Source organism: Microbacterium sp. MYb62, from assembly GCF_002979475.1.
Taxonomy (GTDB): domain Bacteria; phylum Actinomycetota; class Actinomycetes; order Actinomycetales; family Microbacteriaceae; genus Microbacterium.
The window spans coordinates 1-21,090 of record NZ_PCOY01000028.1 but is presented as its reverse complement, the minus strand read 5'-3'; the positions used below and the strand labels follow the sequence as shown (position 1 = coordinate 21,090).

Genomic DNA, 21,090 nt, shown 5'->3' with positions numbered 1-21,090 from the left:
GTTCGCGGTACGTAAGTCCAGTGTAGGAGGGGTTTTGACCATCGGGAAGGCGCGCATTGCACGCATTCTTGATCGAATGTCCGGTGAATCACCAATCTCACTGGAGTTCTGCCCTTGCTGGCGGGCTCACACGTCCGTAGCATCCTTCGCTATCCGACATCTTCCGCAAAGGAGCGGGCACCCTCATGACCACCACCCCCACCCGCGGCACCCACAGCCGGGCGCGACGCGCCGGCATCGCCGCCTTCGTCGGCACCACCATCGAGTGGTACGACTTCTACGTCTACGCGACCGCCGCGGCGCTCGTCTTCGGTCCGCTGTTCTTCCCGAGCGGCGACCGCCTCGCCGAGACCGCCGCGGCCTTCGCGACCTTCGCGGTCGCGTTCCTCGTCCGCCCCCTCGGCGGCATCATCTTCGGCCACATCGGCGACAAGCTCGGCCGCCGGGTGTCGCTCGTCATCACGCTGCTGATGATGGGCGCGGCCACTGTGCTCGTGGGCTGCCTGCCGACCTACGAGAACATCGGCATCCTCGCTCCGATCCTCCTGATCCTGCTCCGTGCGGTGCAGGGTCTCGCAGTCGGCGGCGAGTGGGGTGGCGCGGTGCTCATGAGCGTCGAGCACGCCCCCGAGAAGTCCAAGACCTTCTACGGCGGCTTCACGCAGCTCGGCAACCCGGCCGGTGCGCTCCTGGCCTCCGGCATCTTCGCGATCATGACCCGCATGGGCGACGACTTCATCATGAACGGCGGATGGCGCATCCCGTTCCTGCTGTCGATCGTGCTGGTCGGCGTCGGCTTCTGGGTGCGTTACCGCGTCGAGGAGACTCCCGTCTTCGAGGCGAAGGTCGAGGGCCGCAAGCAGTCGATGCCGCTGGCCTTCGCGCTGCGCACCAACTGGCGTCCGATCCTGCTCGGTATCGGCATCCTGCCGATCTCGACCGGCGGCTACTACCTGGCCACCACCTTCGCCACGGCGTATGCCACCGGCGACACGGTCGCGATCAGCGAGCAGGTCATCCTCGACGCCATGACGATCGCCTCCTTCGTGGAGTTCGTCGTGACCCTCCCGGTCGCCTGGCTGGGCGACAAGTGGGGACGCAAGAACGTCATGTACATCGGTCTGATCACCTCGGTGCTCACGTTCGTGCCGTTCCTGCTGATCCTTCCCGGACGCATCGAGCCGCTCATCTTCCTGTTCGCCTCGCTGGTGCGCATCGCGATGAGCGCGACCTATGCACCGATCGCCGCGCTGCTCTCGCAGATGTTCCGTCCGCAGGCCCGCTACACCTCGATCGCGCTGTCGTACGGCGTGGGTGCGGCGGTCTGGGCCGGCTTCTCGCCCTGGTTCGCGACGCAGCTCATCGCCTGGACCGGCAGCATCTGGTCGGTCATCGCGATGTTCATCGGCATGGCGGTGATCGCCGGCATCTGCACCCGCCTCGCGCCGCAGCACTCCGACGAGGCCCCCGTCACCGCCTCGTTCACCGCCCGCACCGACACGACCGCGAACAGGTTGCCATGATCGGCGACCGTCCCGTCACCGCGTCCTTCACCGCCCGCACCGACACGACTGCGAACAGGTTGCCATGAGAAAGCTCACCCCCTTCGACCGCTCGGCTCAGACGGCACCCGTCCTGCTGACCGCGCACGCGATCCACACGGCGGATGCCACGGCCACCACGGCCACGGCGATGCTGACCGACCGCGGGCGGATCCTCGCGATCGGCACCGCAGCCGAGTGCGAGGCGGCGGCCGAGCGGGCAGGTCTCACTCCGGAGCGCATCGACCTCGGAGACGCGGTCGTCGTCCCCGGCTTCGTCGACGCCCACGCGCATCCGCTCATGTTCGGGCAGATGATGAGCTGGGTCGACTGCGGGCCCGAGAAGGCCGGCAGCATCCCCGAGATCGTGGCGCTCCTGAAGGCCGCGGCCGCCGACCTCCCCGCGGGGCGTCCGGTGCGCGGCTACGGCTACGAGCAGCGCAACCTCGCCGAGAAGCGGCACCCCACCCGCTTCGAGCTCGACGGGGTGTCGGCCGACCGCGAGGTGTACCTCATGAACGCCTCCGGTCACGGCGGCGTCGTGAACTCGCACACCCTCGCGGCCGGCGGCGTCGACCGGGACACCCCGAACCCCGAGGGCGGCGAGTTCTTCCGCGACGCGGACGGCGAGCTGACCGGCGAGCTGTCGGATGCGGCGTGCAACATCCTCACGGGTGTGCACGGGGTGAAGATCGGCCACCACGGTCCGAACTTCCACCTCGCCGACGAGCCCGAGGAGCACCTGCGCCAGCTGGATGCCGCGACCCAGCGGTTCCTGGCCGGTGGCGTCACCTCGATCGGCGACGCCCAGGTCACACGCCGTGAGTTCGATATGTACCTGCGCCTCGCCGAGGCCGGACGCCTCGAACTGCGCGTGTCGATGTACCTGCTCTCGCACCTGCTCGACGAGGCGCTCGAGATGGGCCTCGTCGGCCAGTTCGGCAACGCGCACCTCAGCTTCGCCGGCATCAAGTTCTACGCCGACGGCACGCTGGGCGGCTGGACCGCGTACTTCCCGGACGGCTACGTGGGCGACCCCTGCCGCACCGGCCAGCTCTATCACGAGCCTGCCGAGTACGCCGGGCTCATCCGCAAGGCGCACGCCGCGGGGCTGCAGACCGCCACGCACGCCCAGTCGCCCACCGCGATCGAGATGGTCGTGTCGGCGATCGAGGCCGCGCTCGCCGAGCATCCGGATGCCGACGCCCGCCACCGCATCGAGCACTGCGGCCTGCCGACGCCCGAGCAGATCGAGCGGATGGCCGCCTCCGGCATCCGTCCGGTCAACCAGACGCAGCACTACTTCAACTGGGGCGAGGGGGTGGAGGAGGCCATCGGCACCCCGGGCGAGCGCTTCAACCCGCTGGGCGAGTTCGAGCGCGCCGGCGTCCCGTTCACGATCTCGTCGGATGCTCCGGTCGCCGAGCCGATCCCGCTCGAAGCCATCCAGACCGCGGTCACCCGCGTCACCCGCCGTGGCCACAAGCTCGGACCCGACGACCTGCGCGTCTCGGCGCTCGCAGCCCTCCGTGCCCACACGATCGAGGGCGCCGTGTCGATCGGCCGCGAAGATGACCTGGGTTCGCTCGAGGTCGGCAAGTACGCCGACTTCGCGGTACTCTCCGGCGACCCGCTGGCCGTTCCGGCCGAGGAGATCTCGGCGATCACTGTGCGCGAGACCTGGGTCGACGGCACGCGCCGTCACCAGGTGTGAGGATGACACGATGAGCACCGACACCACGCCGGCCGAGCAGTATGCCGACACCACGCCGGCCGAGCAGTTCGCCGACACCGCAGGCCGGGCCGTGTTGGAGACGATCCGCGCCTATGGTGTGACCGCGATCTTCGGAATCCCCGGCACCCACAATCTCGAGCTCTACCGGCCGCTCGCCGATCTCGGCATCCGTGCGGTGACGAACCGCCACGAGCAGGGATCCGGCTACGGCGCCGACGGCTGGGCGCAGCAGACCGGCCTCCCCGGCGTCGTGATCACCACCTCGGGTCCCGGCCTGCAGAACGCCATGAGTGCGATCGGCACCGCGTTCTGCGAGTCGCGGCCGCTCATCGTCCTGTCGCCCGGAGTGCCGCTCGGCGCCGAGTTCGCCGACGTGGGAACGCTGCACGAGACGAAGGATGCCACGGCCATGGTCGGCGCGATCGCCGAGTGGTCGCGCCGGGTGACCAGCGCCGCCGAGGCGGTCGAGGCCGTGCACGATGCGTTCGACCTCTTCCGCACCGGGCGTCCCCGTCCCGTGCACATCGAGATCCCGCTCGACGTGCTGGAGGCTCCGGCCGACGTCTCCGCCGAGGCGCGGCGCCCGCGCCCGCTCCCCGCGCGGGTCTCGGGCGCCCAGACGGCGCTCGCCGAGGCGGCACGTCTGCTCGCCGACGCGAAGAATCCGGTGGTCGTCGCGGGCGGCGGAGCCGTGGATGCCGCGCACGAGGTCACGACCCTCGCCGAGCGTCTCGGTGCCCCGGTGCTGACGACGCTCAACGGCAAGGGTGTCGTCGACGAACGGCATCCGCTCTCGCTCGGTTCGAACCTGCGTCTCGCCGCGGCCCGAGCGGTCGCGGAGGATGCCGACGTGCTGCTCGTGGTCGGCTCGAAGCTCGGTGAGGCCGAGCTCTGGGCACCGCGACTGGAAGCGCGCGGAAGCGTGATCCGCGTCGACATCTCGCCGGCACAGCGTGACAAGAACCTCGCAGCGACGGTCGGGATCACGGGTGACGCGGCGGCTGTTCTGGAGGCGCTGCTGACGGCCCTCCCCGCCGGCGTCCGCCCGGCGCGCGACCTGACCGACGCACGCACCGCGATCGCCGCCGAGATGCGCGAGACCGCGCCCGAGACGGTGGCCCTGGCCGAGATCATCGCCGACGCCCTGCCCGAGGATGCGATCGTCGCGGGCGACTCGTCCCAGATCGTGTACATGGCGCTCGGCAGCGTGCTGCAGTCGGCGCATCCGCACTCCCTGCTCTACACCCCGACCTACGCGACGCTCGGCTACGGCCTTCCTGCCGCGATCGGTGCGCGGGTCGCGCAGACCGAGCACCCGGTCGTCACCGTGATCGGCGATGGCGCCCTGATGTTCTGCGTGAACGAGCTGGTGACCGCGGTCGAGCAGCGCCTCGACGTCACGGTCGTGTGCGTCGACAACGGCGGCTACGCCGAGATCCGCCAGAACGAGGTCGACCGCGGCATGGTCCCGATCGGCGTCGACCTGGTGCAGCCCGACTGGGCCGCCCTCGCCACAGCCTTCGGCGCGACCGGTCGGCGGGTGGAGAGACGCGACGACATCGTGTCGAGCATCCGCGCCGCGATCACCGACGGGGGAGTGCAGCTGGTGCACATCCCGCAGCACGCCCTCTGACCTCCACCCTCTGACCGCCACCCGTTGACCGCCACCCTCTGAGACTTCCCCTCCCCGACGAACAGGAACGAGCAATGACCGAGAACGTGGGCCCCATCGATGCGTCCGTGAACCCCCGCTACTCCGGCATCGCGACCTTCGCGCGGCTGCCGCGGATCGAAGACGTGCCGCGCGCCGACATCGCCGTCGTCGGAATCCCGTTCGACTCGGGCGTGAGCTACCGACCGGGCACGCGGTTCGGGCCCTCGCACGTGCGCGAGTCGTCGCGACTGCTGCGGCCGTACAACCCTGCGCAGGACGTGTCGCCGTTCGCGATCGCGCAGGTGGTGGATGCCGGTGACATCCCGGTCAACCCGTTCGATCTCACGGAGGCGGTGACCGAGGTCGAGCGCGCGGCGCTGGCGCTCGGCGAGCAGGTGCAGCGCATCGTCACGATCGGCGGCGACCACACGGTCGCGCTTCCGCTGCTGCGGGCGGTCGCCGCGAAGCACGGCCCGGTCGCGGTGCTGCACTTCGACGCCCACCTCGACACGTGGGACACCTACTTCGGGGCTCCCATCACGCACGGCACTCCGTTCCGCCGGGCGAGCGAGGAAGGGCTGATCGACCTCACCGCGAGCTGCCACGTCGGTACCCGCGGACCTCTGTACTCGAAGCAGGACCTCGAAGACGACGAGCGCCTGGGCTTCTCGATCGTGTCGAGCGAGTACATCGAGGAGCACGGCGTCGAGGCCGGCATCGCCCGTATCCTGCAGCGCATCGGCGACAAGCCGCTCTACGTCTCGATCGACATCGACGTGCTCGACCCCGCCCACGCCCCCGGCACCGGCACCCCCGAGGCGGGCGGGCTGACGAGCCGCGAGCTGCTGCGCATCCTGCGCGCCCTGAAGTCGCAGAACATCGTCGGGGCGGATGTGGTCGAGGTGTCGCCCGCCTACGACCACGCGCAGATGACCGGCATCGCCGCGAGCCACGTGGTCTACGAGCTCGTGACGCTGCTGGCCGCCCGCCTCGCCGCCTGATTCACCCGAACGCGCCTCAGGTATATGACCCGGCGAGGAGCTCGGCGAACAGCTCCTCGGCGTCGCACTCGACGCGGCGGCGGGCGAACCAGTCGCAGATGTTCACGCAGTCGCGGTGCAGCAGATCGAGCCCCTGCGGGTTCGCGATGATATCGACGATCTGCGGCAGGTCGATCACCCGCACCCGCCCCTCGTGCACGAGCAGGTTGTACGCCGAGAGGTCGCCATGGGCGAACCCGGCCGCGGCGAAGACGCGCATCAGGTCGACCACCTGCGCGTAGTACCCCTGCAGCTGGGCACGGTCACCGCGCGCCTGGGCGAGTCGGGGCGCGGCCGTGCCGTCGGCGTCACCGAGGAACTCCATGAGCACCTCGGTGCCGTTCACCTGCACCGGATACGGCACCGGCGCGCCGAGCTCCCACATGCGGCACAATGCCTCGAACTCGGCGAACGACCACTGCGCGGCGGCGACCTCGCGGCCGTGGTCCGACTTCTTGGCGAGGGCGCGCGCATCACGGGTGTTCCGGGTGCTGCGGCCCTCGGTGTAGACGGATGACCGATGGAAGCTGCGGTGCTCCGCACTGCGGTAGCGCTTCGCCGCCAGCAGTGTGCGCTGCGTCGGGTCGTCCGGTACCGCGCGTTCGAGGAGGAACACGTCGGCCTCCTTGCCGGTCTTGAGGATGCCGCGCTCGGTGTCGAGCGCGCCGGCCGAGGTCACCACCCAGTCCGGCCAGGGCTCGGGGCCGCGTTCGGACGGTGTGATCGCCGGCCACGTGGACCAGCGCTGCCCCTCGCCGGGGTCGACGTCGGCGAAGGAGAGCTCGGTTTCGAGTGCATCGAACGAGGACGCGTCGAAGGGCGAGGCGGGGAGAGGTGAGGATGCATCGAACCGTACGGGTTCTGAGTGAGAAAGTGCGGCTTCCGAGGAAGCGAAGAGATCAGACAAGATGTGGCTCCGGGAGCGGGAGGCCACGCCAGGGATCAGGAGCGGGTGGCCTCGAAGGGAAGGTGGTCGGCGGAGAGCGCGACAAAGACCGTGTTCATGTCTCCAGCTCCTTCCGCTCGGGCTTCCCGGGCTCGTCCCGGTGCGTCGTCGAGCCTAGGGCGTGGGTGGCGGGCTTGTCCAGGGGTGGCTCAGTTCCCGACGGGCGGGGCGAGTCGCAGGAGGACTCCGTCGCCCTCGCCGCCGGTCGCGACCACCCAGGATCCGCCCGTCCAGACCGCATCGTTCGCGCCGCACAGGAACGGCAGCGGATGCTGTCCGGCGGCATCGCTGAGGCGGAGCGCGTCGCTGCGGCGGAGCGTGTCGCTGCTCGCGGTATCGGCGCAGTGCATGCGGGGCTCGATCGCCTCTCGCGCTTCGGAGGAGCCGCCGACGATCACGCCCTGCACGTCGCTCTGCTCCGGCTCTCCACCCCACCACAGCGCCGCGCCGTCGGGAGCGACGGCGACGAGAGGGTGCTCTGCGACCTGCGGCTCCCGAGACAATTCCGTGCCGTCGGCGGCGAGCACGATCCGTGCGGACGGGGTCGCGAGGTACACACGCCCGGCATCGTCGACATCGATGCCGATCGGCGGGACTCCGGGCCGTGCGCCGGGCGCATCGTCGAGTTCGACCGGGCCGCTGTGCAGCAGGGTCCGTGCCCCGCTGTCGAGGTCGATGCGCAGCACCTCGTAGTCGAGGTACTCGTCGGGAGGACGCGGTTGGTAGCGCACCACGATCGCGTCGCCGTCGTGCACGGCGACGTCACCGAACTCGAAGTCCCCGTAGTCGAAGTCACCCTCGTCGCCCACGGCGTCGCCCGGCAGATCTCGCATGGTCATGGTGGAGGTGTCGAGCACCGAGACCATCGGCATCACGTGCACCCGGTCGCCCTGCAGCACGACGAGCTCGGTCGCCGAAAGCGGCGCCATGGCCCCGATCTGCGACAGCGGGTCGCCAGGCTCGGCGCCGAACCGGGCGAGCGTCTCACCATCGGCCCCGACGTGCAGCCACGATCCGGCGGATGTGGTCCAGAACCCGCCCGTTCCGTCGGCCGACAGCACGTGCATCCCGGAGGCCAGGTCGATCGGCTGACCGACCGGAGCGGCCTCCGATCCGGAATTCCGGAACGGGATCGGCGCAAGGCTCCAGTCGTCCGGGCCGGCCACAGGCTGCGGGGTGCATCCCGAGACGAGCGCGATCGCCGCGACGACGCCGGCACCGCGCAGCATCCGCCGCCGTGCCCTTCCCCGAATCCGCATGCCGATACTCTGCAAGCTCCGGCTGGGAACCCGCCGGGACCCGTCGGACGAATGGTCGGATGCTGCGGACGCGTGGTCGGGCGCCGCCCGCTGCGGACTGCGAGCGTGGAACCATGACCACGACAGCGCCCGTTCCCACCCTGCCGCCCGCTGCGGCATCCCGCATCCGTTACGGCGGGCTGATCGTCCTGATGATGATGGGCTTCCTTCTGGTCACCGCCGAGTTCCTGCCCAACGGCGTGCTCACCGAGATGGCCGACGGCCTCGGGGTCACCCCGGGTCAGGCCGGGCAGACCGTGACCGTGACCGCGCTCGTCGGTCTCATCGTCGCCCCCACGGTCGGACTGATCTTCCCGCGCCTGGACCGGCGGTCGCTGCTGGTGTGGATGGCGCTCGCCGCCGCGGTGTCGAACCTCATCGTCGCGATCGCGCCGAACCTGATCATCGTGCTGCTGGCGCGCTTTCTCCTGGGCGCGGCGATCAGCGCGTTCTGGGCGATGTCGATCACGGTCGCCGCGCGTCTTGCGGGACCCGCGAACCTCGGACGAGGCGTCATGTTCACCTCGGCCGGCGTCTCGCTCGCGACCGTGGCCGGCGTGCCGCTGGGTGTCATGCTGAGCGAGCTCGTCGACTGGCGGATGGTCTTCGCGCTCGCGGGCGGGTTCATGATCGTGCTCGCGGTGGTTCTGCGATTCGCGCTGCCGTCGGTGCCGGCCGAGCGGGCCTCGAGCCTGCGACTGCTCGTCGACACGCTGCGCCGCCCCGGCATCGGACTCGGCATGATCGGCCATGTGCTCGTGGTCCTCGGACACTTCCTCGCGTACACGTACGTGCGTCTCGCGCTGGAGCGCATCCCCGAGGTCGACGCCTCGACGATCGTCGTGCTGCTCGCCCTGTTCGGCGTCGGCGGCCTGCTCGGCAACATCACCATCGGGCTCGTCATCGACCGCACCTTCGCCTTCTTCGCGGTGTTCGCCCCGCTGGTGATCTCGGTTTCGGTCCTGTCGATGATCCTGTTCTCCGGATCGATCGTGGGGGTCGGCATCGTCGTGCTGGTCTGGGGCTTCTTCTTCTCGTCCTGGCTGATCGTCGCGAACACCTGGGTCGGCCACCGGATGCCGGATCGCCTCGAAGCGGGCGGCAGCCTCGTCGTCGTGGGGTTCCAGGGGGCGATCACGCTCGCGGCCGGCATCGGCGGACTCCTCGTCGACACCCTGAACGTCGAGCTGGTGTACGTGTTGGGCGCGGGGGCGCTGCTCGCCGGAGCCGTGCTCTTCGGCGCGTCGAACCGGGTCAGCAGCCGCGCCTCCGCACGGCTCTGAACCCGGAGAGGGAAGCCGTCAGGCCGGGACCGGTGCGCGGTTCGCCAGCCGCCAGGACGACGGGGTCATGCCGGTGCGGCGGCGGAACGCACGGCTGAAACCCTCGTCTGACGCATAGCCCAGCTCGCGGGAGACCTCCGACACGGAGCGTCCGGCGTCGAGCATCCGCTTCGCCGCATCGATGCGCACCTCGGTGACGTAGTCGACGGGGGAGCGGCCGACGGCGGCGCGGAACCGCTCGGCGAAGGTCGAGCGCGACATGGCGCCGATGCCGGCGAGGCGCTCGACCGTCCAATCGCGGCCGGGTTCCTCGCGGATGGCGTCGACGACGCGATCGAGGAACGGGTCGTTCGACAGGGACGGCCAGCCCGCGGGCGCGCAGCCGTTCGCAACCCAGGCGCGGATGACCGAGAGCAGCACGGTCGTCGCCATCATGCGGCAGATGACCGGATCGCCCTGTCGCACCGGGCACGCGCCGGGGTCCACCAGACCCATGTTCTCGGCGAGGGCCGCCGCGGCCGGTTCGAGTGCGTCGAACCCGGTGACGGTGAGGAACGGTGGCAGGAGAGCGGGGAGGGGGGAGGCCGCATCCGCGAATTCGAGGTCGACGACCATGAGGCTCGCGTCGTCTTCGGCTTCGAGCGCGAACGGTGTCCCGCCGAGGGTGAGGAAAGCGTCGCCCGCGACGAGCAGATCGCGGCGGATCTGCGGATCGAGCACGATGCGCCGCGAGTCGGGGTCGACGTCGAGGCGGCAGCCGTCGCCGAGGGGAGGGTGCCCGTGCACGCTGCCCTGTGCGATGTACACGAGGGTGATGGCTCCGGCGGGTATCGGCAGCAGGTCACCGGCCGTGACGGTCGTGCGCCGCGCGACACCGACGCGCAGGTCGACGGCACCGAGCACGTGCGAGAGCGCGTCCGCATCCATTGTCACCATGCCTTCGGCAACGTTGCCGCGCGGCCGGCTATTCCGCCGTCGGATTCTTCGCACCGGAGAACGGGTCGCATCGTCCTGGCGTGCTCAACCATTCGGTTGATTCGACGGGGATGACCGCGGGATACGGTGGGAGGACCCCCACCCGAGGAGTCCCGTGTTCCGTACCCCCGACCGCCTGTTCCGAGTCCTCGCGATCGCGGAGGCGATCACCTGGACGATCCTGATCGCCGCGATCATCGCCCGCGCCGTCGGGGCCCCGGGGGTCGTGGTCACCGTGGGCGGCGGCATCCACGGGTTCGTCTTCCTGGCCTACGCCGCGACGGCGATCCTGGTCGCGCTGAACCAGCGGTGGCACCTCGGCGTGGGTGTCCTCGCCGTCGCCAGTGCCGTGATCCCGTATGCCACCATCCCGACCGAGATCTGGCTGCATCGCACGGGCAGACTCGACGGCGCCTGGCGCCTCGACGCCACCGACGACGAGCGGGATCGCCGCTGGTACGACCGCCTGATGCGCTGGTTCCTGCGGCGGCCGTGGGTGCTCGCGGTGCTGCTGGCCGTCGGCATCGTCGCCCTGTACGTCATCCTGCTGCTGGTCGGTCCTCCCGGGGGCAAGTGAGTCCCCGCGCCGTCAGACCCCGCGCCGTCAGACCCCCGCACCGTCAAGCCTCCGGGGTCGTCAGACCCCCGCGCCGTCAAGGGGTGACGACGACCGCGTTCTCCTCGTTGATCACGGCCATCGTCGCCTCCGCATCCGCGGCGGTGCAGTCCACGATCACATAGAGCCCGACCCCGGTCTGCGTGAATGCGCGCGCGGCCATGAGCCACGTGCGGCTGCCGTCCACGCCGACGATCTGACGCGTCTCGACGCCCCCGCTCCCACCCGCCATGTAGCTGAATTCGCCGGTGGTCGCGACCGGGGTCACCTCGGCGGTCGGGGTCTGCAGCAGCAGCCCGAGGATCGCGTCCGACGACGCGCTGTCATCTCCCGCGACCACGGGCACATCGGTGGTGTACCCCTGCCAGAACCGTGCCGTGCAGGTGCCGTCGACCGTGCCGTAGGTCCAGCCGCCGTTGCCGTCGTCGGGCGAGACGATCTTCCATCCGTCGTCGACCGCCAGGCCGTCGCCCCATTCGATGTAGGTGTCGCTCGCGAGCTCGAGTCCTTCGTCGAAGGTCAGGGTCGACCCGGTCGACCCGGGCGACTCGTCGATCGGCGCGTCCGTCTCCGTGCTCGGAGAAGGACGGTCGGAGGGCGACCCCTCGGGGATCTGCGCGTACAGACATCCGCTCAGTGACAGCACGGCCACGGCGGCGATCGCGGTGCTGGCCAGGCGTCGGGGAATCGAGGAGGTGCGCGTCATGCCGGTCAGCCTAGCCCGATCCCGGCCCCGGCCCCGGCGCTGGTCCCGATCCCGGCGCTGGTCCCGATCCCGGCGCTGGTCCTGGTCCCGGCCCCGGTCGTCTTCTCAGTGCGCGGTGGCGACGCCGATCGCATCGTGCACGATGACCGTGGCGACCCGTGCCCCGGCGCCCGCCGCGACGATGAGCTGCTGCGGTCCTGGCGAGGCCGCGTCGCCGGCGGCGTAGAGCCCCGGCACATCGGTGCGTCCCGAGCGATCGGTGAGCAGGTGTCCGTCGTCGTCGCCGGCGGGGGTGATCCCGTCGAGGAACGACAGCGTGTTCTCCCATTCCGGGCGCACGAATCCGCCGTCGACGGCGACCGTCTCGCCGTCGGAGAGGCGGATGGCCGCGAGCTGCCCCCGGTCGCCCACGAGTTCGACGATCGGATGCCGACGTACGACGATCCCGGCTGTGGCGAGTTCCCTCTCCTCCGCCGCGCTCACGACATCCGCCCCGTGGGTGAAGACGGTGAGGTTCTCGGTCCACCGGCCGATGAGCCTGGCGCGATCGGCGAGGTCGGCGGTCTCCCCGATCAGGGCGAGGTGGCGGCCCTGCAGCTCCCAGGCGTCGCATGCGGCGCAGCTGAACAGGCTCATGCCGTAGAAGCCGCGGAGGTTCGGCACCGCGGGCAGGGTCTCGCGCAGCCCGGTCGCCAGCAGCACGGCCCGGGCGGTCACGGTCGTCTCGACCTCGCGGCGCCCGATGTCGGCCGTGAACCCGCCGTTCGCGGCCGTGCCCGCGCCGCCGGTCGGGCGGAGTGCGATGACGCCGGTCCGTGTTCGCACCTCGACATTCGGGTAGGCGGCCAGCTCTTCCCTGGCGAGACGGCGCAGTTCCTGCGGCGGGATGCCGTCTCGCGTGAGGAAACCGTGCGAGCGCAGGGTCGCCGCGTTGCGCGGACGGTCGGCGTCGATCACCAGCACGCGGGCCAGCGCGCGGCCGAGGTTGAGCGCAGCGGAGAGACCGGCGGGCCCGCCGCCCACGATGAGCACGTCGTAGTCGGCACTCGCGGTCAGGCCTGTCGCCGGCGTCGTGATCCGCGTCGTCATCCGCGTCGTCCTTCCGAGGAGGGCGGATCCATCTCGCGGCGTCTGCCGAGGCGACACCGCCGGGCGGCCGGTAAGGCTCGCCTTACTCTCATCCTGCCACTCTTCGACGGGACGCGACCCGCGTGGCGGTCGATGCCGACTGCGACGCGGGGCGGTGTCTTTCGATCGCCATCTAGATGCGGGTCGTTGTCCTTCGATCACCATCTAGATGCGGGTCGGTGTCCTTCGATCACGATCTAGACGCGGATCGGTGTCCTTCGATCACCATCTAGATGCGGGTCGGTGTCCTTCGATCACCATCTAGATGCGGGTCGTTGTCCTTCGATCACCTACTAGCTGCGTCGCACGGGCTGCTGCAGCTCGGTCACCCAATCGGACTGGTCCTCCGAGACGGCGCGGACGTAGAGCTCCCGGCACGGGCCGTCGTGCACCAGACCGCGGGCGAAGATCTCCGTGTGGATCGCCTGCCAGCTCTCGGAGATGTGCTCCATCGAACCGAGGTGGATGCCGCACACGGCTTCGGCGGTGGCGGGGAGCTCGATGATCTCGAACTCGTCCCGCGCCGGACCCGTGTAGGCGTAGCCGACGATGACCTGCAGGCCATCGTCGAGCGTCTCGTACTCGGCGATCGGGGTGGACAGCGAGTGGGCGTCGCCGATGATCTCCGCGATGGCGTCGAAGGCGGGACCGACCACTCCGGCGACCGCGGGCTGATCGGCGACGATCGTGCGGATGGCCGCCAGGCGCACGGCGGGGAGGGGTTTGTCGATGATCTCGATCCGGGACATGTGCTTCTCTCTCTCGATGAGGTGGAGGCGCCTCTCCACGTCGACGAGTCTCTCCGCGGCGATCCGATGCTCCTGCTCGACTTCGGCGCGACGGATCCGCAGCAGTGTGGCGATGCGCTCGGCATCGACTCCGCGTTCGAGGATCGCCGAGATGTCATCGAGCCCGAAACCCAGTTGGCGCAGGGCGACGATCCGGTGCAGTCGTTCCAGCTGCGAGGGGTCGTAGGAGCGGTAGCCGCTGAACTCGTCCACGTGGGCGGGCACGAGCAGGCCGGCGGTGTCCCAATGCCGAAGCATCCGGTGGGTCACCTGGCCGATCTGCGCGAACGCTCCGATGGACAACATGTCTCAGTTCTCCCGTCTGCCACTGTGTCAGGGTCAAGTATCGCGGTGAGGCGGGCCGGATTCTCGGCGCGCGGACGTCGGCGAGCTAACGTCGATGGATGGACGAAGAGGTGCTGGCGGGCGGGAACGCGAGCGGAACCGTGGTGCGCATCGGCGACACGGTGCGCAAGCCATGGTCGGACGCCACCCCGAGTGTCAGCCGCTTCGTGAATGCTCTGCGCGCCGAGGGGGTCGATGCACCGGAGCCGCGGGGGTGGGACGACGAGGGGCGGCAGGTCCTCGAGTTCGTGCCGGGGCGCCTGGCGATCGCGGAGCCTCCGCTGACAGCGGCCGATCTGCGACGGGTCGGATCGATGATCCGTGGGATCCACGACGCGAGTGCTCGGTATGTACCGGAGGCCGGTGACGTGTGGCGCACCGCGATCCCGGCGCCCGGTGCCGAACTCGTCTGCCACAACGACCTCGCGCCCTGGAACCTCGTCACCGGTGACCGTTGGGTCTTCGTCGACTGGGACGCCGCCGCCCCGAGTACCCGTCTCTGGGATCTCGCCTACGCGGCACAGGCGTTCGCCCTGTCGGACGATGGACGCGATCCGGAGCGCGCGGCGGACGATCTCGCGGCGCTCGTCGACGGGTACGGGGCGGACGGCGTCATGCGCCGTGACCTGCCTCGAGCCATGGAAGAGCGGACGGCGGCGATGCTCGCGCTGCTCGAGGGTGCGCGGGCGACCGGCGAGGAGCCGTGGGCGTTGATGCACGCGACCGGCCATGGCGACCACTGGGCGAAGGCGCTGCGATACGTGAGAGAGCACCGCGCGGTCTGGGCTCGGACGCTCGGTGGGACCTGAATTCAGCTCGTCCGCGGGGCGTTGCGTGTGGCATGCCGTTCATGATCCGTGCCGTATCCCGGTATTTCGTTTTTCCGCCTTGATCTGGGCCTTTGAATGTCGGTGGCCCCTGGTTCACTGAAGGTATGACGGCACTGGCAGATGCGACTCTCGAGCAGGTGGACGCGCTCGGCGCGCTCACCGAGATGCTCGTCGAGGTCGAGCGCACGATCAGCAGCATGCAGGCCGCGCGCGACGGCATCTTGGCGCTGGGCTCGCGTCTCGCGATCGAGGTCGCCGAGCAGGCAGAGCACCCCGATCGCGGAGAGATGTCGGCGCGCACCGTGGCCGCAGAGTTCGCAGCGGCGCTACGGGTGAGCGACCGGACGGTGCAGCGCCGGATGGCGGATGCGGCCTGGGTCGTGGAGCGCTTCCCGCTGGTCTGGGAAGCCCAGGGTGCCGGTCGTCTCAGCGCCGCTCATGCCCGCGTCGTCTGCGAGGCAGGTGAGCATCTCGAAGATGCGGCGAGCCGCGATGCCTACGCGACGCAGATGATCGCCTTCGCCGAGACCGAGTCCCCGGCCCGGGTGGGGCGGATGGCTCGACGGGTGGCCGAGCGGTTCCAGGCGCGATCGATCGATGAGCGTCACCTCGACGCGCGGGAGAAGAGATCCGTGTGGGTCAAAGACGTCGGCGACGGGATGACGCAGCTCGGACTGCTCGGTCCGTCGGCACTCGTCCACGGTGCCTTCGAACGACTGACGCAGATGGCCAAGGCGGTGCAGGAGCCCGAATTCCTCCCGGGTCGAGAATCCGTGCAGGAGCAGTCGGGCGCCGACGCCTCCGCTTCCGATCAGCGCACGATCGCACAGCTGCGCGCCGACCTGACTCTCGATCTGCTCCTCACCGGTGCTCCCGCTGCACACGACACTTCAGAGGGGCTCCTCGCAGCGATCCGCGGATCGGTGTCGATCACTGTTCCCGTCGCGACGCTCATGGGAGACGACGCGACGCCGGCCGAACTGAATGGCCGGACCCCGATCGACCCCGCGACCGCCCGCAGGTTCGCCGGTGCGGCGTCCGGATGGGACCGGATCCTCACTCACCCCATCACCGGGGCACTTCTCGCGGTCGACCGCTATCGTCCTGGTTCGGATCTGAAGCGGCATCTGAGCGCCAGGGATCAGCGCTGCCGATTCCCCACCTGCGGGTATGCGTCCATCGACTGCGACGTCGATCATCATCACGATGCCGCTCTCGGGGGAGCCACCAGCGAATCGAACCTCGGACACCTGTGCCGACGCCATCACATGCTCAAGCATCACTCGCCGTGGGCGGTCGAATCTCTCGGTGGCGGCGTCTACGCCTGGACCAGCCCGACCGGCAAGATCTACGTCGACCGGCCGCCGCCCCAGAACACCGTCACCTTCACCGAAGATCACGCGGCCCCGCCGTTCTGAACGGCGGCTCGAACGGCAGCTTGAACGGCGGCTTGAACGGCGGCGGCACCTTCCTGGATCACACGTCACCTTCCTGGATCGCAGATCTGCGCGTCTTTCCTGAAGCACGGGTCTGTGCGTCTTTCCGGGAGTCCGTCGCCCCAGCTGATGTCGGAATCCGTCGTCAGCCCGGCTCCGTCCGCGAAGGTCACGACGTCAGGTGCGGCTCCCGAAGCTGAGGTCGCTTCGGGTGAGCGGGTCTTCGCCTCGCGGGGCGCGGGTGGGGCGGAGCAGCCGTTCGCCATCGAGAGAACGGTGCCGAGGGCCGCGGCGACGGTGACGATGCGAAACAAGATGCGAAACAAGGCGATGCGGAACAAGACGATGCGAAACAAGGCGATGCGAAACAAGGCGATGCGAGACGGGGAGATGTGAAACAAGGCGATGCGAGACGGGGAGATGCGAGATGGGGATTGGGTGGGAGCTGTGGGTCGAGGGATCATGGTCGGCGAGCCTAGGCACGCGAGGCACCCCTCCGGATCCCCTGTGGAGAACCCCGAATCGTAAAGTTGAGCCAGCTCATATCAAGTTCATTTGACAGCTCAGGACCACCGAGGTACAGTTGAGTCATCGCGACTCAGGTTTCCCTGATCGCCGCAGATTTCCGAACCACAACGAACTTCCAACAAAGGAGAGAACACATGGCACGTGCTGTCGGTATCGACCTCGGAACCACCAACTCCGTCGTCAGCGTCCTCGAGGGTGGCGAGCCCAAGGTCATCGCCAACGCCGAGGGCTTCCGCACGACCCCCTCGGTCGTGGCCTTCACCAAGGACGGGGAGGTGCTCGTCGGTGAGACCGCGAAGCGCCAGGCCGTCACCAACGTCGATCGGACGATCGCTTCCGTCAAGCGCCACATGGGCACCGACTGGAGCTTCGACGTCGACGGCAAGAAGTGGACGCCGCAGGAGATCTCCGCGCGCATCCTCATGAAGCTCAAGCGCGACGCCGAGGCGTACCTGGGCGACACGGTGACCGACGCGGTCATCACCGTCCCCGCGTACTTCAACGACGCCGAGCGTCAGGCCACCAAGGAGGCCGGAGAGATCTCGGGCCTCAACGTCCTGCGCATCATCAACGAGCCGACCGCGGCCGCACTGGCCTACGGCCTCGACAAGGGCAAGGAAGACGAGCTCATCCTCGTCTTCGACCTGGGTGGCGGAACGTTCGACGTCTCGCTGCTCGAAGTGGGCAAGGACGACGACTTCTCCACGATCCAGGTGCGCTCGACCGCCGGTGACAACCGCCTCGGTGGAGACGACTGGGACCAGCGTCTCGTCGACTACCTGATCAAGCAGTTCAAGGAGACCACCGGCGTCGACGTCTCGGGTGACAAGATCGCCCTGCAGCGCCTCAAGGAGGCTGCGGAGCAGGCGAAGAAGGAACTCTCCTCCTCGACCTCGACCAGCATCAACCTGCCGTACCTCTCGCTGACCGAGTCGGGCCCGGTGTCGCTTTCCGAGACCATCACCCGCGCGAAGTTCGAGGACCTGACGAAGGACCTGCTCGACCGCACCAAGAAGCCGTTCGAGGACGTCATCCGCGAAGCCGGCATCAAGGTGTCCGAGATCGACCACATCGTGCTCGTCGGTGGATCGACGCGTATGCCCGCCGTCGCCGAGCTCGTCAAGCGCGAGACCGGCAAGGACGCGAACAAGGGCGTCAACCCGGATGAGGTCGTCGCCGTCGGCGCCGCGCTCCAGGCCGGCGTCCTCAAGGGCGAGCGCAAGGACGTCCTGCTCATCGACGTCACCCCGCTGAGCCTCGGCATCGAGACCAAGGGCGGCATGATGACCAAGCTCATCGAGCGCAACACGGCCATCCCGACCAAGCGCAGCGAGACCTTCACCACGGCAGACGACAACCAGCCGTCCGTCGCGATCCAGGTCTTCCAGGGCGAGCGTGACTTCACGCGCGACAACAAGCCGCTCGGCACGTTCGAGCTGACGGGTATCGCTCCGGCTCCCCGTGGCATCCCGCAGATCGAGGTCACCTTCGACATCGACGCCAACGGCATCGTGCACGTGTCCGCCAAGGACAAGGGCACCGGCACCGAGAAGTCGATCGTCATCTCCGGCGGCTCGTCGCTGTCGAAGGAAGACATCGAGCGCATGGTGCGCGAGGCCGAGGAGCACGCGGCTGAGGACAAGGCGCGCCGTGAGGCCGCCGAGGTCCGCAACCAGGCCGAGACGCTCGCGTACTCGATCGACAAGCTGATCTCCGAGAATGAGGACAAGCTGCCCGAAGACGTGAAGACCGAGGTCAAGGCCGACGTCGACGCGCTCAAGACGGCGCTGGCCGGCGAAGACGACGAGGCCGTGAAGACCGCGTTCGACAAGCTCAACCAGTCGCAGTCCAAGCTCGGCGAGGCCATCTACGCCTCCTCGCAGGCGGATGCCGCTCCCGACGCTTCGGCTGACGGCGAGGCCCCGACCGGTGACGCTCCCTCCTCCGAGGAAGACGTCATCGACGCCGAGGTCGTCGACGACGAGGACGAGAAGAAGTAATCATGACGGACAAGAACTTCGACGAGAACCAGTTTCCTGAGTCCGCCGAAGGTCGCAGCGAGGGGTCGGACGCGAACGCGTCCGGCCCCGCGCCGCAGAACCCGGACTCCACCGAGGCGAAGGCCGCCGAGGGGTCGGACGAGACCCCTGTCGACGGCGCTGTGAATCCAGAGACTGCCGACGACCTCACGGTCGACGACATCCTCGGAGCGACGCAGACCGGCGAGGCCGCGGCGGAAGACGCCGTGCTCGCCGACCTCGAGTCCACGCTGCTGAACGACCTCAAGCGCCTCCAGGCCGAGTACGCCAACTACCGCCGCCGCACCGAGGAGCAGCGCCAGGTCGAGATCGAGCGCGCGAAGGGCGAGGCCGCCAAGGGCCTCATCCCCGTGCTCGACGACCTCGACCGCGCCGCCCAGCACGGCGATCTGGTGGAGGGCACGCCCTTCGCCGTGATCGCCGACAAGGTGCGTCTCGTGGTGGAGCGTCTCGGAGTGGTCGCGTACGGCGAGAAGGGCGAGGAATTCGACCCCCAGCGCCACGAGGCGATCTTCCAGCAGCCGACTCCCGGCGCCGAGAAGACCACCGTGTTGGAGGTCGTCGAGGTGGGCTACCGCCTCGGCGATGTCGAGCTGCGTCCCGCGAAGGTCGTCGTCGCTGTCCCTGCGGAGTAGGTGATCGATGGCCAGCCAGGATTGGTTCGACAAGGACTTCTACAAGACCCTCGGGGTCTCCAAGGACGTCAGCGATGCGGATCTGAAGAAGACGTATCGCAAGCTCGCGCGGAAGTACCACCCGGACTCCAATCAGGGTGATGCCAAAGCCGAGGCGAAGTTCAAGGAGATCAGCGAGGCCTACTCGGTGCTCTCCGATACCGAACAGCGCAAGGAGTACGACGAGATCCGCGCCATGGGCTCGGGCGCTCGCTTCACCGCGAGCGGTCAGGGCGCCGGCGGCTTCGAAGACGTGTTCAGCCGTTACGGCCAGCAGGGCCGCGGGCAGGCCGCGGACTTCGAGGACATCTTCGCGATGTTCAACCAGGGGCAGGGTGCGAGCTTCGGCAACGGACGTTTCGGGCAGACGAGCGGCGGTTACCGCGGCTTCGGGGGTCCGCAACGCGGCGCCGACGTCACGGCCCGCACCACGCTCGATTTCGTCACGGCCGTGCAGGGAGAGACCATCTCCCTGCAGGGCGAAGACGGCAAGCCGTTCAAGGTGAAGATCCCGGCAGGCGTGGCGGATGGGCAGAAGATCCGACTGCGCGGTCGCGGCCGTCCCTCGCCCGACGGCGGGGAGAGCGGCGACATCGTGGTGCAGATCGCGGTGCGCCCGCATCCCGTCTTCACGCGCGACGGCCTCAACCTCCGCGTCGTGGTCCCGGTCACGTTCACCGAGGCGACCCTCGGCGCGACGATCGAGGTCCCGACGCTCAGCGGCGACGTGGTCAAGCTCCGCGTCGCACCCGGCACCCCCTCCGGGCGGGTGCTGCGGGTCAAGGGTCGTGGCGTCACGACGTCGAAGGGGACGGGCGACCTGCTCGCCGAGCTCCAGGTCGCGGTGCCGACGCACCTCGACGAGGCCGCGCGCGCGGCTCTGGAGGAGTTCCAGAAGCTTGAGCCGCAGGAGAACCCGCGCGCTGAGCTGATGGCGAAGGCACGTCGATGACCAGCCGTCGAAGCGGGCATCGGGGTCGGAGGCGTTCATGATGAACGCTGACACCCCGGTGTTCGCGATCGCGGCCGCCGCCGAACTCTCCGGTCTCCACCCGCAGACGCTGCGGCAGTACGACCGCATCGGACTCGTGGTCCCCGGGCGCACCCAGGGTGGATCGCGTCGCTACTCCACCCGCAACATCGAGCAGCTGCGCGAAGTCGCCCAGCTCTCCTCCGAAGGCGTGAGCCTTCCCGCCATCGCTCGTCTGCTCGACCTCGAAGACGAGAACCGGATGCTGCGAGGCCGCATCGCCGTGCTCGAGAGCGCTCTGCGCACCGAGCGCGAGAGCAGGCCGGGCGTGCGGGTGTTCGCCGCGGGTTCCGCGGGTGTCGTGCCCATGCCCACCGGGCGGCGCCTCCGCCGCTCGACCGAGGTCGTGCTCTGGGATCCTCGCGGGAGTGCCTGACCCGCCGCCGTCATCCCACCCCGCAGACCGGCTCGACCGAGAACCGGTAGGCGGCGCCTTGACGGAACGGCTCCACGATCTCGGCGAGGAAGTTCACCAGCCGTTCGCGCGGATGGTCGAGG

19 protein-coding genes are annotated in these 21,090 nt (G+C 69.2%); 12 read left to right on the top strand and 7 right to left on the bottom strand.

Translation table 11 applies throughout. The annotated features are described in order from the left end of the window. Positions 1-185 precede the first annotated feature (185 nt). From CQ042_RS18425 to speB, 4 genes are all read left to right on the top strand, one after another. Complete coding sequence (locus CQ042_RS18425) at positions 186-1,523, top strand: MFS transporter (RefSeq protein ID WP_105671903.1); 1,338 nt, start codon at positions 186-188, stop codon at positions 1,521-1,523. A 64-nt stretch (positions 1,524-1,587) separates the two neighbouring features. Beyond that, complete coding sequence (locus CQ042_RS18420) at positions 1,588-3,255, top strand: amidohydrolase (protein WP_105671902.1); 1,668 nt, start codon at positions 1,588-1,590, stop codon at positions 3,253-3,255. Between the two features lie 10 nt (positions 3,256-3,265). Further along, positions 3,266-4,909 (top strand): thiamine pyrophosphate-binding protein, encoded by a 1,644-nt coding sequence (locus tag CQ042_RS18415; protein WP_105671901.1) that lies wholly within the window; start codon positions 3,266-3,268, stop codon positions 4,907-4,909. A gap of 74 nt (positions 4,910-4,983) precedes the next feature. Next, a complete protein-coding gene (speB, locus tag CQ042_RS18410) occupies positions 4,984-5,931 on the top strand; it encodes an agmatinase (protein WP_021201678.1) in 948 nt (315 codons plus the stop codon). Between the two features lie 16 nt (positions 5,932-5,947). Here the strand turns inward: speB and CQ042_RS18405 are convergent, their stop codons facing one another. Together CQ042_RS18405 and CQ042_RS18400 are read right to left on the bottom strand one after the other, a co-directional pair. Next, positions 5,948-6,877 (bottom strand): serine protein kinase RIO, encoded by a 930-nt coding sequence (locus CQ042_RS18405; RefSeq protein ID WP_258132341.1) that lies wholly within the window; start codon positions 6,875-6,877, stop codon positions 5,948-5,950. Between the two features lie 188 nt (positions 6,878-7,065). After that, positions 7,066-8,175 (bottom strand): hypothetical protein, encoded by a 1,110-nt coding sequence (locus tag CQ042_RS18400; RefSeq protein WP_146115425.1) that lies wholly within the window; start codon positions 8,173-8,175, stop codon positions 7,066-7,068. A 113-nt stretch (positions 8,176-8,288) separates the two neighbouring features. Here CQ042_RS18400 and CQ042_RS18395 point away from each other — a divergent pair, with 113 nt between their 5' ends. Continuing rightward, positions 8,289-9,497: an MFS transporter gene (locus tag CQ042_RS18395; protein ID WP_105671899.1), complete on the top strand. Its 1,209-nt coding sequence runs from the start codon at positions 8,289-8,291 to the stop codon at positions 9,495-9,497. Positions 9,498-9,515: 18 nt separating this feature from the next. Here the strand turns inward: CQ042_RS18395 and CQ042_RS18390 are convergent, their stop codons facing one another. Beyond that, positions 9,516-10,424, bottom strand: coding sequence for a helix-turn-helix domain-containing protein (locus CQ042_RS18390; RefSeq protein WP_258132340.1), 909 nt, complete (start codon positions 10,422-10,424; stop codon positions 9,516-9,518). Positions 10,425-10,587: 163 nt separating this feature from the next. Between CQ042_RS18390 and CQ042_RS18385 the strand changes: the two genes are divergently transcribed. Beyond that, positions 10,588-11,049: a DUF3817 domain-containing protein gene (locus CQ042_RS18385; RefSeq protein ID WP_105671897.1), complete on the top strand. Its 462-nt coding sequence runs from the start codon at positions 10,588-10,590 to the stop codon at positions 11,047-11,049. A gap of 76 nt (positions 11,050-11,125) precedes the next feature. Here CQ042_RS18385 and CQ042_RS18380 read toward each other — a convergent pair whose 3' ends face one another. The 3 genes from CQ042_RS18380 to CQ042_RS18370 all read right to left on the bottom strand — a co-directional run bounded on the left by CQ042_RS18380 (position 11,126) and on the right by CQ042_RS18370 (position 14,016). Then, on the bottom strand, positions 11,126-11,794 hold the full coding sequence (locus tag CQ042_RS18380; RefSeq protein WP_105671896.1) for a hypothetical protein: 669 nt from the start codon (positions 11,792-11,794) through the stop codon (positions 11,126-11,128). Positions 11,795-11,899: 105 nt separating this feature from the next. Then, complete coding sequence (locus CQ042_RS18375; protein ID WP_105671895.1) at positions 11,900-12,883, bottom strand: NAD(P)/FAD-dependent oxidoreductase; 984 nt, start codon at positions 12,881-12,883, stop codon at positions 11,900-11,902. A 332-nt stretch (positions 12,884-13,215) separates the two neighbouring features. Then, a complete protein-coding gene (locus tag CQ042_RS18370) occupies positions 13,216-14,016 on the bottom strand; it encodes a MerR family transcriptional regulator (protein WP_105671894.1) in 801 nt (266 codons plus the stop codon). 98 nt (positions 14,017-14,114) lie between these two features. Between CQ042_RS18370 and CQ042_RS18365 the strand changes: the two genes are divergently transcribed. Continuing rightward, a complete protein-coding gene (locus tag CQ042_RS18365) occupies positions 14,115-14,864 on the top strand; it encodes a phosphotransferase (RefSeq protein ID WP_105671893.1) in 750 nt (249 codons plus the stop codon). Positions 14,865-14,989: 125 nt separating this feature from the next. Continuing rightward, the gene (locus CQ042_RS18360; RefSeq protein WP_105671892.1) at positions 14,990-16,303 is read left to right on the top strand and encodes an HNH endonuclease signature motif containing protein; all 1,314 of its coding nucleotides are present in this window, start codon (positions 14,990-14,992) and stop codon (positions 16,301-16,303) included. Positions 16,304-16,368: 65 nt separating this feature from the next. Here CQ042_RS18360 and CQ042_RS20570 read toward each other — a convergent pair whose 3' ends face one another. Then, positions 16,369-16,722, bottom strand: coding sequence for a hypothetical protein (locus tag CQ042_RS20570; protein ID WP_181157628.1), 354 nt, complete (start codon positions 16,720-16,722; stop codon positions 16,369-16,371). 261 nt (positions 16,723-16,983) lie between these two features. On the opposite strand from CQ042_RS20570, the gene dnaK reads away from it, so the two are divergent. The 4 genes from dnaK to CQ042_RS18335 are packed head-to-tail and all read left to right on the top strand — an operon-like array spanning position 16,984 to position 20,968. Next, entirely contained in the window at positions 16,984-18,849 is a 1,866-nt protein-coding gene (gene dnaK, locus CQ042_RS18350; protein ID WP_105671890.1) for a molecular chaperone DnaK, read from the top strand. 2 nt (positions 18,850-18,851) lie between these two features. Next, on the top strand, positions 18,852-19,523 hold the full coding sequence (locus CQ042_RS18345) for a nucleotide exchange factor GrpE (protein ID WP_105671889.1): 672 nt from the start codon (positions 18,852-18,854) through the stop codon (positions 19,521-19,523). A 7-nt stretch (positions 19,524-19,530) separates the two neighbouring features. Further along, on the top strand, positions 19,531-20,514 hold the full coding sequence (locus CQ042_RS18340; RefSeq protein WP_105671888.1) for a DnaJ C-terminal domain-containing protein: 984 nt from the start codon (positions 19,531-19,533) through the stop codon (positions 20,512-20,514). 40 nt (positions 20,515-20,554) lie between these two features. Beyond that, on the top strand, positions 20,555-20,968 hold the full coding sequence (locus CQ042_RS18335) for a heat shock protein transcriptional repressor HspR (protein ID WP_181157631.1): 414 nt from the start codon (positions 20,555-20,557) through the stop codon (positions 20,966-20,968). Positions 20,969-21,090: the final 122 nt, after the last annotated feature.

Excerpts from the sequence above, each read along its gene's own strand:
- dnaK (WP_105671890.1), top strand. The coding sequence starts at position 16,984 with ATGGCACGTGCTGTCGGTATCGACCTCGGAACCACCAACTCCGTCGTC.
- CQ042_RS18380 (WP_105671896.1), bottom strand. The coding sequence starts at position 11,794 with ATGACGCGCACCTCCTCGATTCCCCGACGCCTGGCCAGCACCGCGATC.
- CQ042_RS18395 (WP_105671899.1), top strand. The coding sequence starts at position 8,289 with ATGACCACGACAGCGCCCGTTCCCACCCTGCCGCCCGCTGCGGCATCC.
- CQ042_RS18420 (WP_105671902.1), top strand. The coding sequence starts at position 1,588 with ATGAGAAAGCTCACCCCCTTCGACCGCTCGGCTCAGACGGCACCCGTC.
- CQ042_RS18360 (WP_105671892.1), top strand. The coding sequence starts at position 14,990 with ATGACGGCACTGGCAGATGCGACTCTCGAGCAGGTGGACGCGCTCGGC.
- CQ042_RS18425 (WP_105671903.1), top strand. The coding sequence starts at position 186 with ATGACCACCACCCCCACCCGCGGCACCCACAGCCGGGCGCGACGCGCC.
- CQ042_RS18400 (WP_146115425.1), bottom strand. The coding sequence starts at position 8,175 with ATGCGGATTCGGGGAAGGGCACGGCGGCGGATGCTGCGCGGTGCCGGC.
- CQ042_RS18365 (WP_105671893.1), top strand. The coding sequence starts at position 14,115 with ATGGACGAAGAGGTGCTGGCGGGCGGGAACGCGAGCGGAACCGTGGTG.
- speB (WP_021201678.1), top strand. The coding sequence starts at position 4,984 with ATGACCGAGAACGTGGGCCCCATCGATGCGTCCGTGAACCCCCGCTAC.
- CQ042_RS18345 (WP_105671889.1), top strand. The coding sequence starts at position 18,852 with ATGACGGACAAGAACTTCGACGAGAACCAGTTTCCTGAGTCCGCCGAA.
- CQ042_RS18370 (WP_105671894.1), bottom strand. The coding sequence starts at position 14,016 with ATGTTGTCCATCGGAGCGTTCGCGCAGATCGGCCAGGTGACCCACCGG.
- CQ042_RS18340 (WP_105671888.1), top strand. The coding sequence starts at position 19,531 with ATGGCCAGCCAGGATTGGTTCGACAAGGACTTCTACAAGACCCTCGGG.
- CQ042_RS18335 (WP_181157631.1), top strand. The coding sequence starts at position 20,555 with ATGAACGCTGACACCCCGGTGTTCGCGATCGCGGCCGCCGCCGAACTC.
- CQ042_RS18415 (WP_105671901.1), top strand. The coding sequence starts at position 3,266 with ATGAGCACCGACACCACGCCGGCCGAGCAGTATGCCGACACCACGCCG.
- CQ042_RS18390 (WP_258132340.1), bottom strand. The coding sequence starts at position 10,424 with ATGGATGCGGACGCGCTCTCGCACGTGCTCGGTGCCGTCGACCTGCGC.
- CQ042_RS18375 (WP_105671895.1), bottom strand. The coding sequence starts at position 12,883 with ATGACGACGCGGATCACGACGCCGGCGACAGGCCTGACCGCGAGTGCC.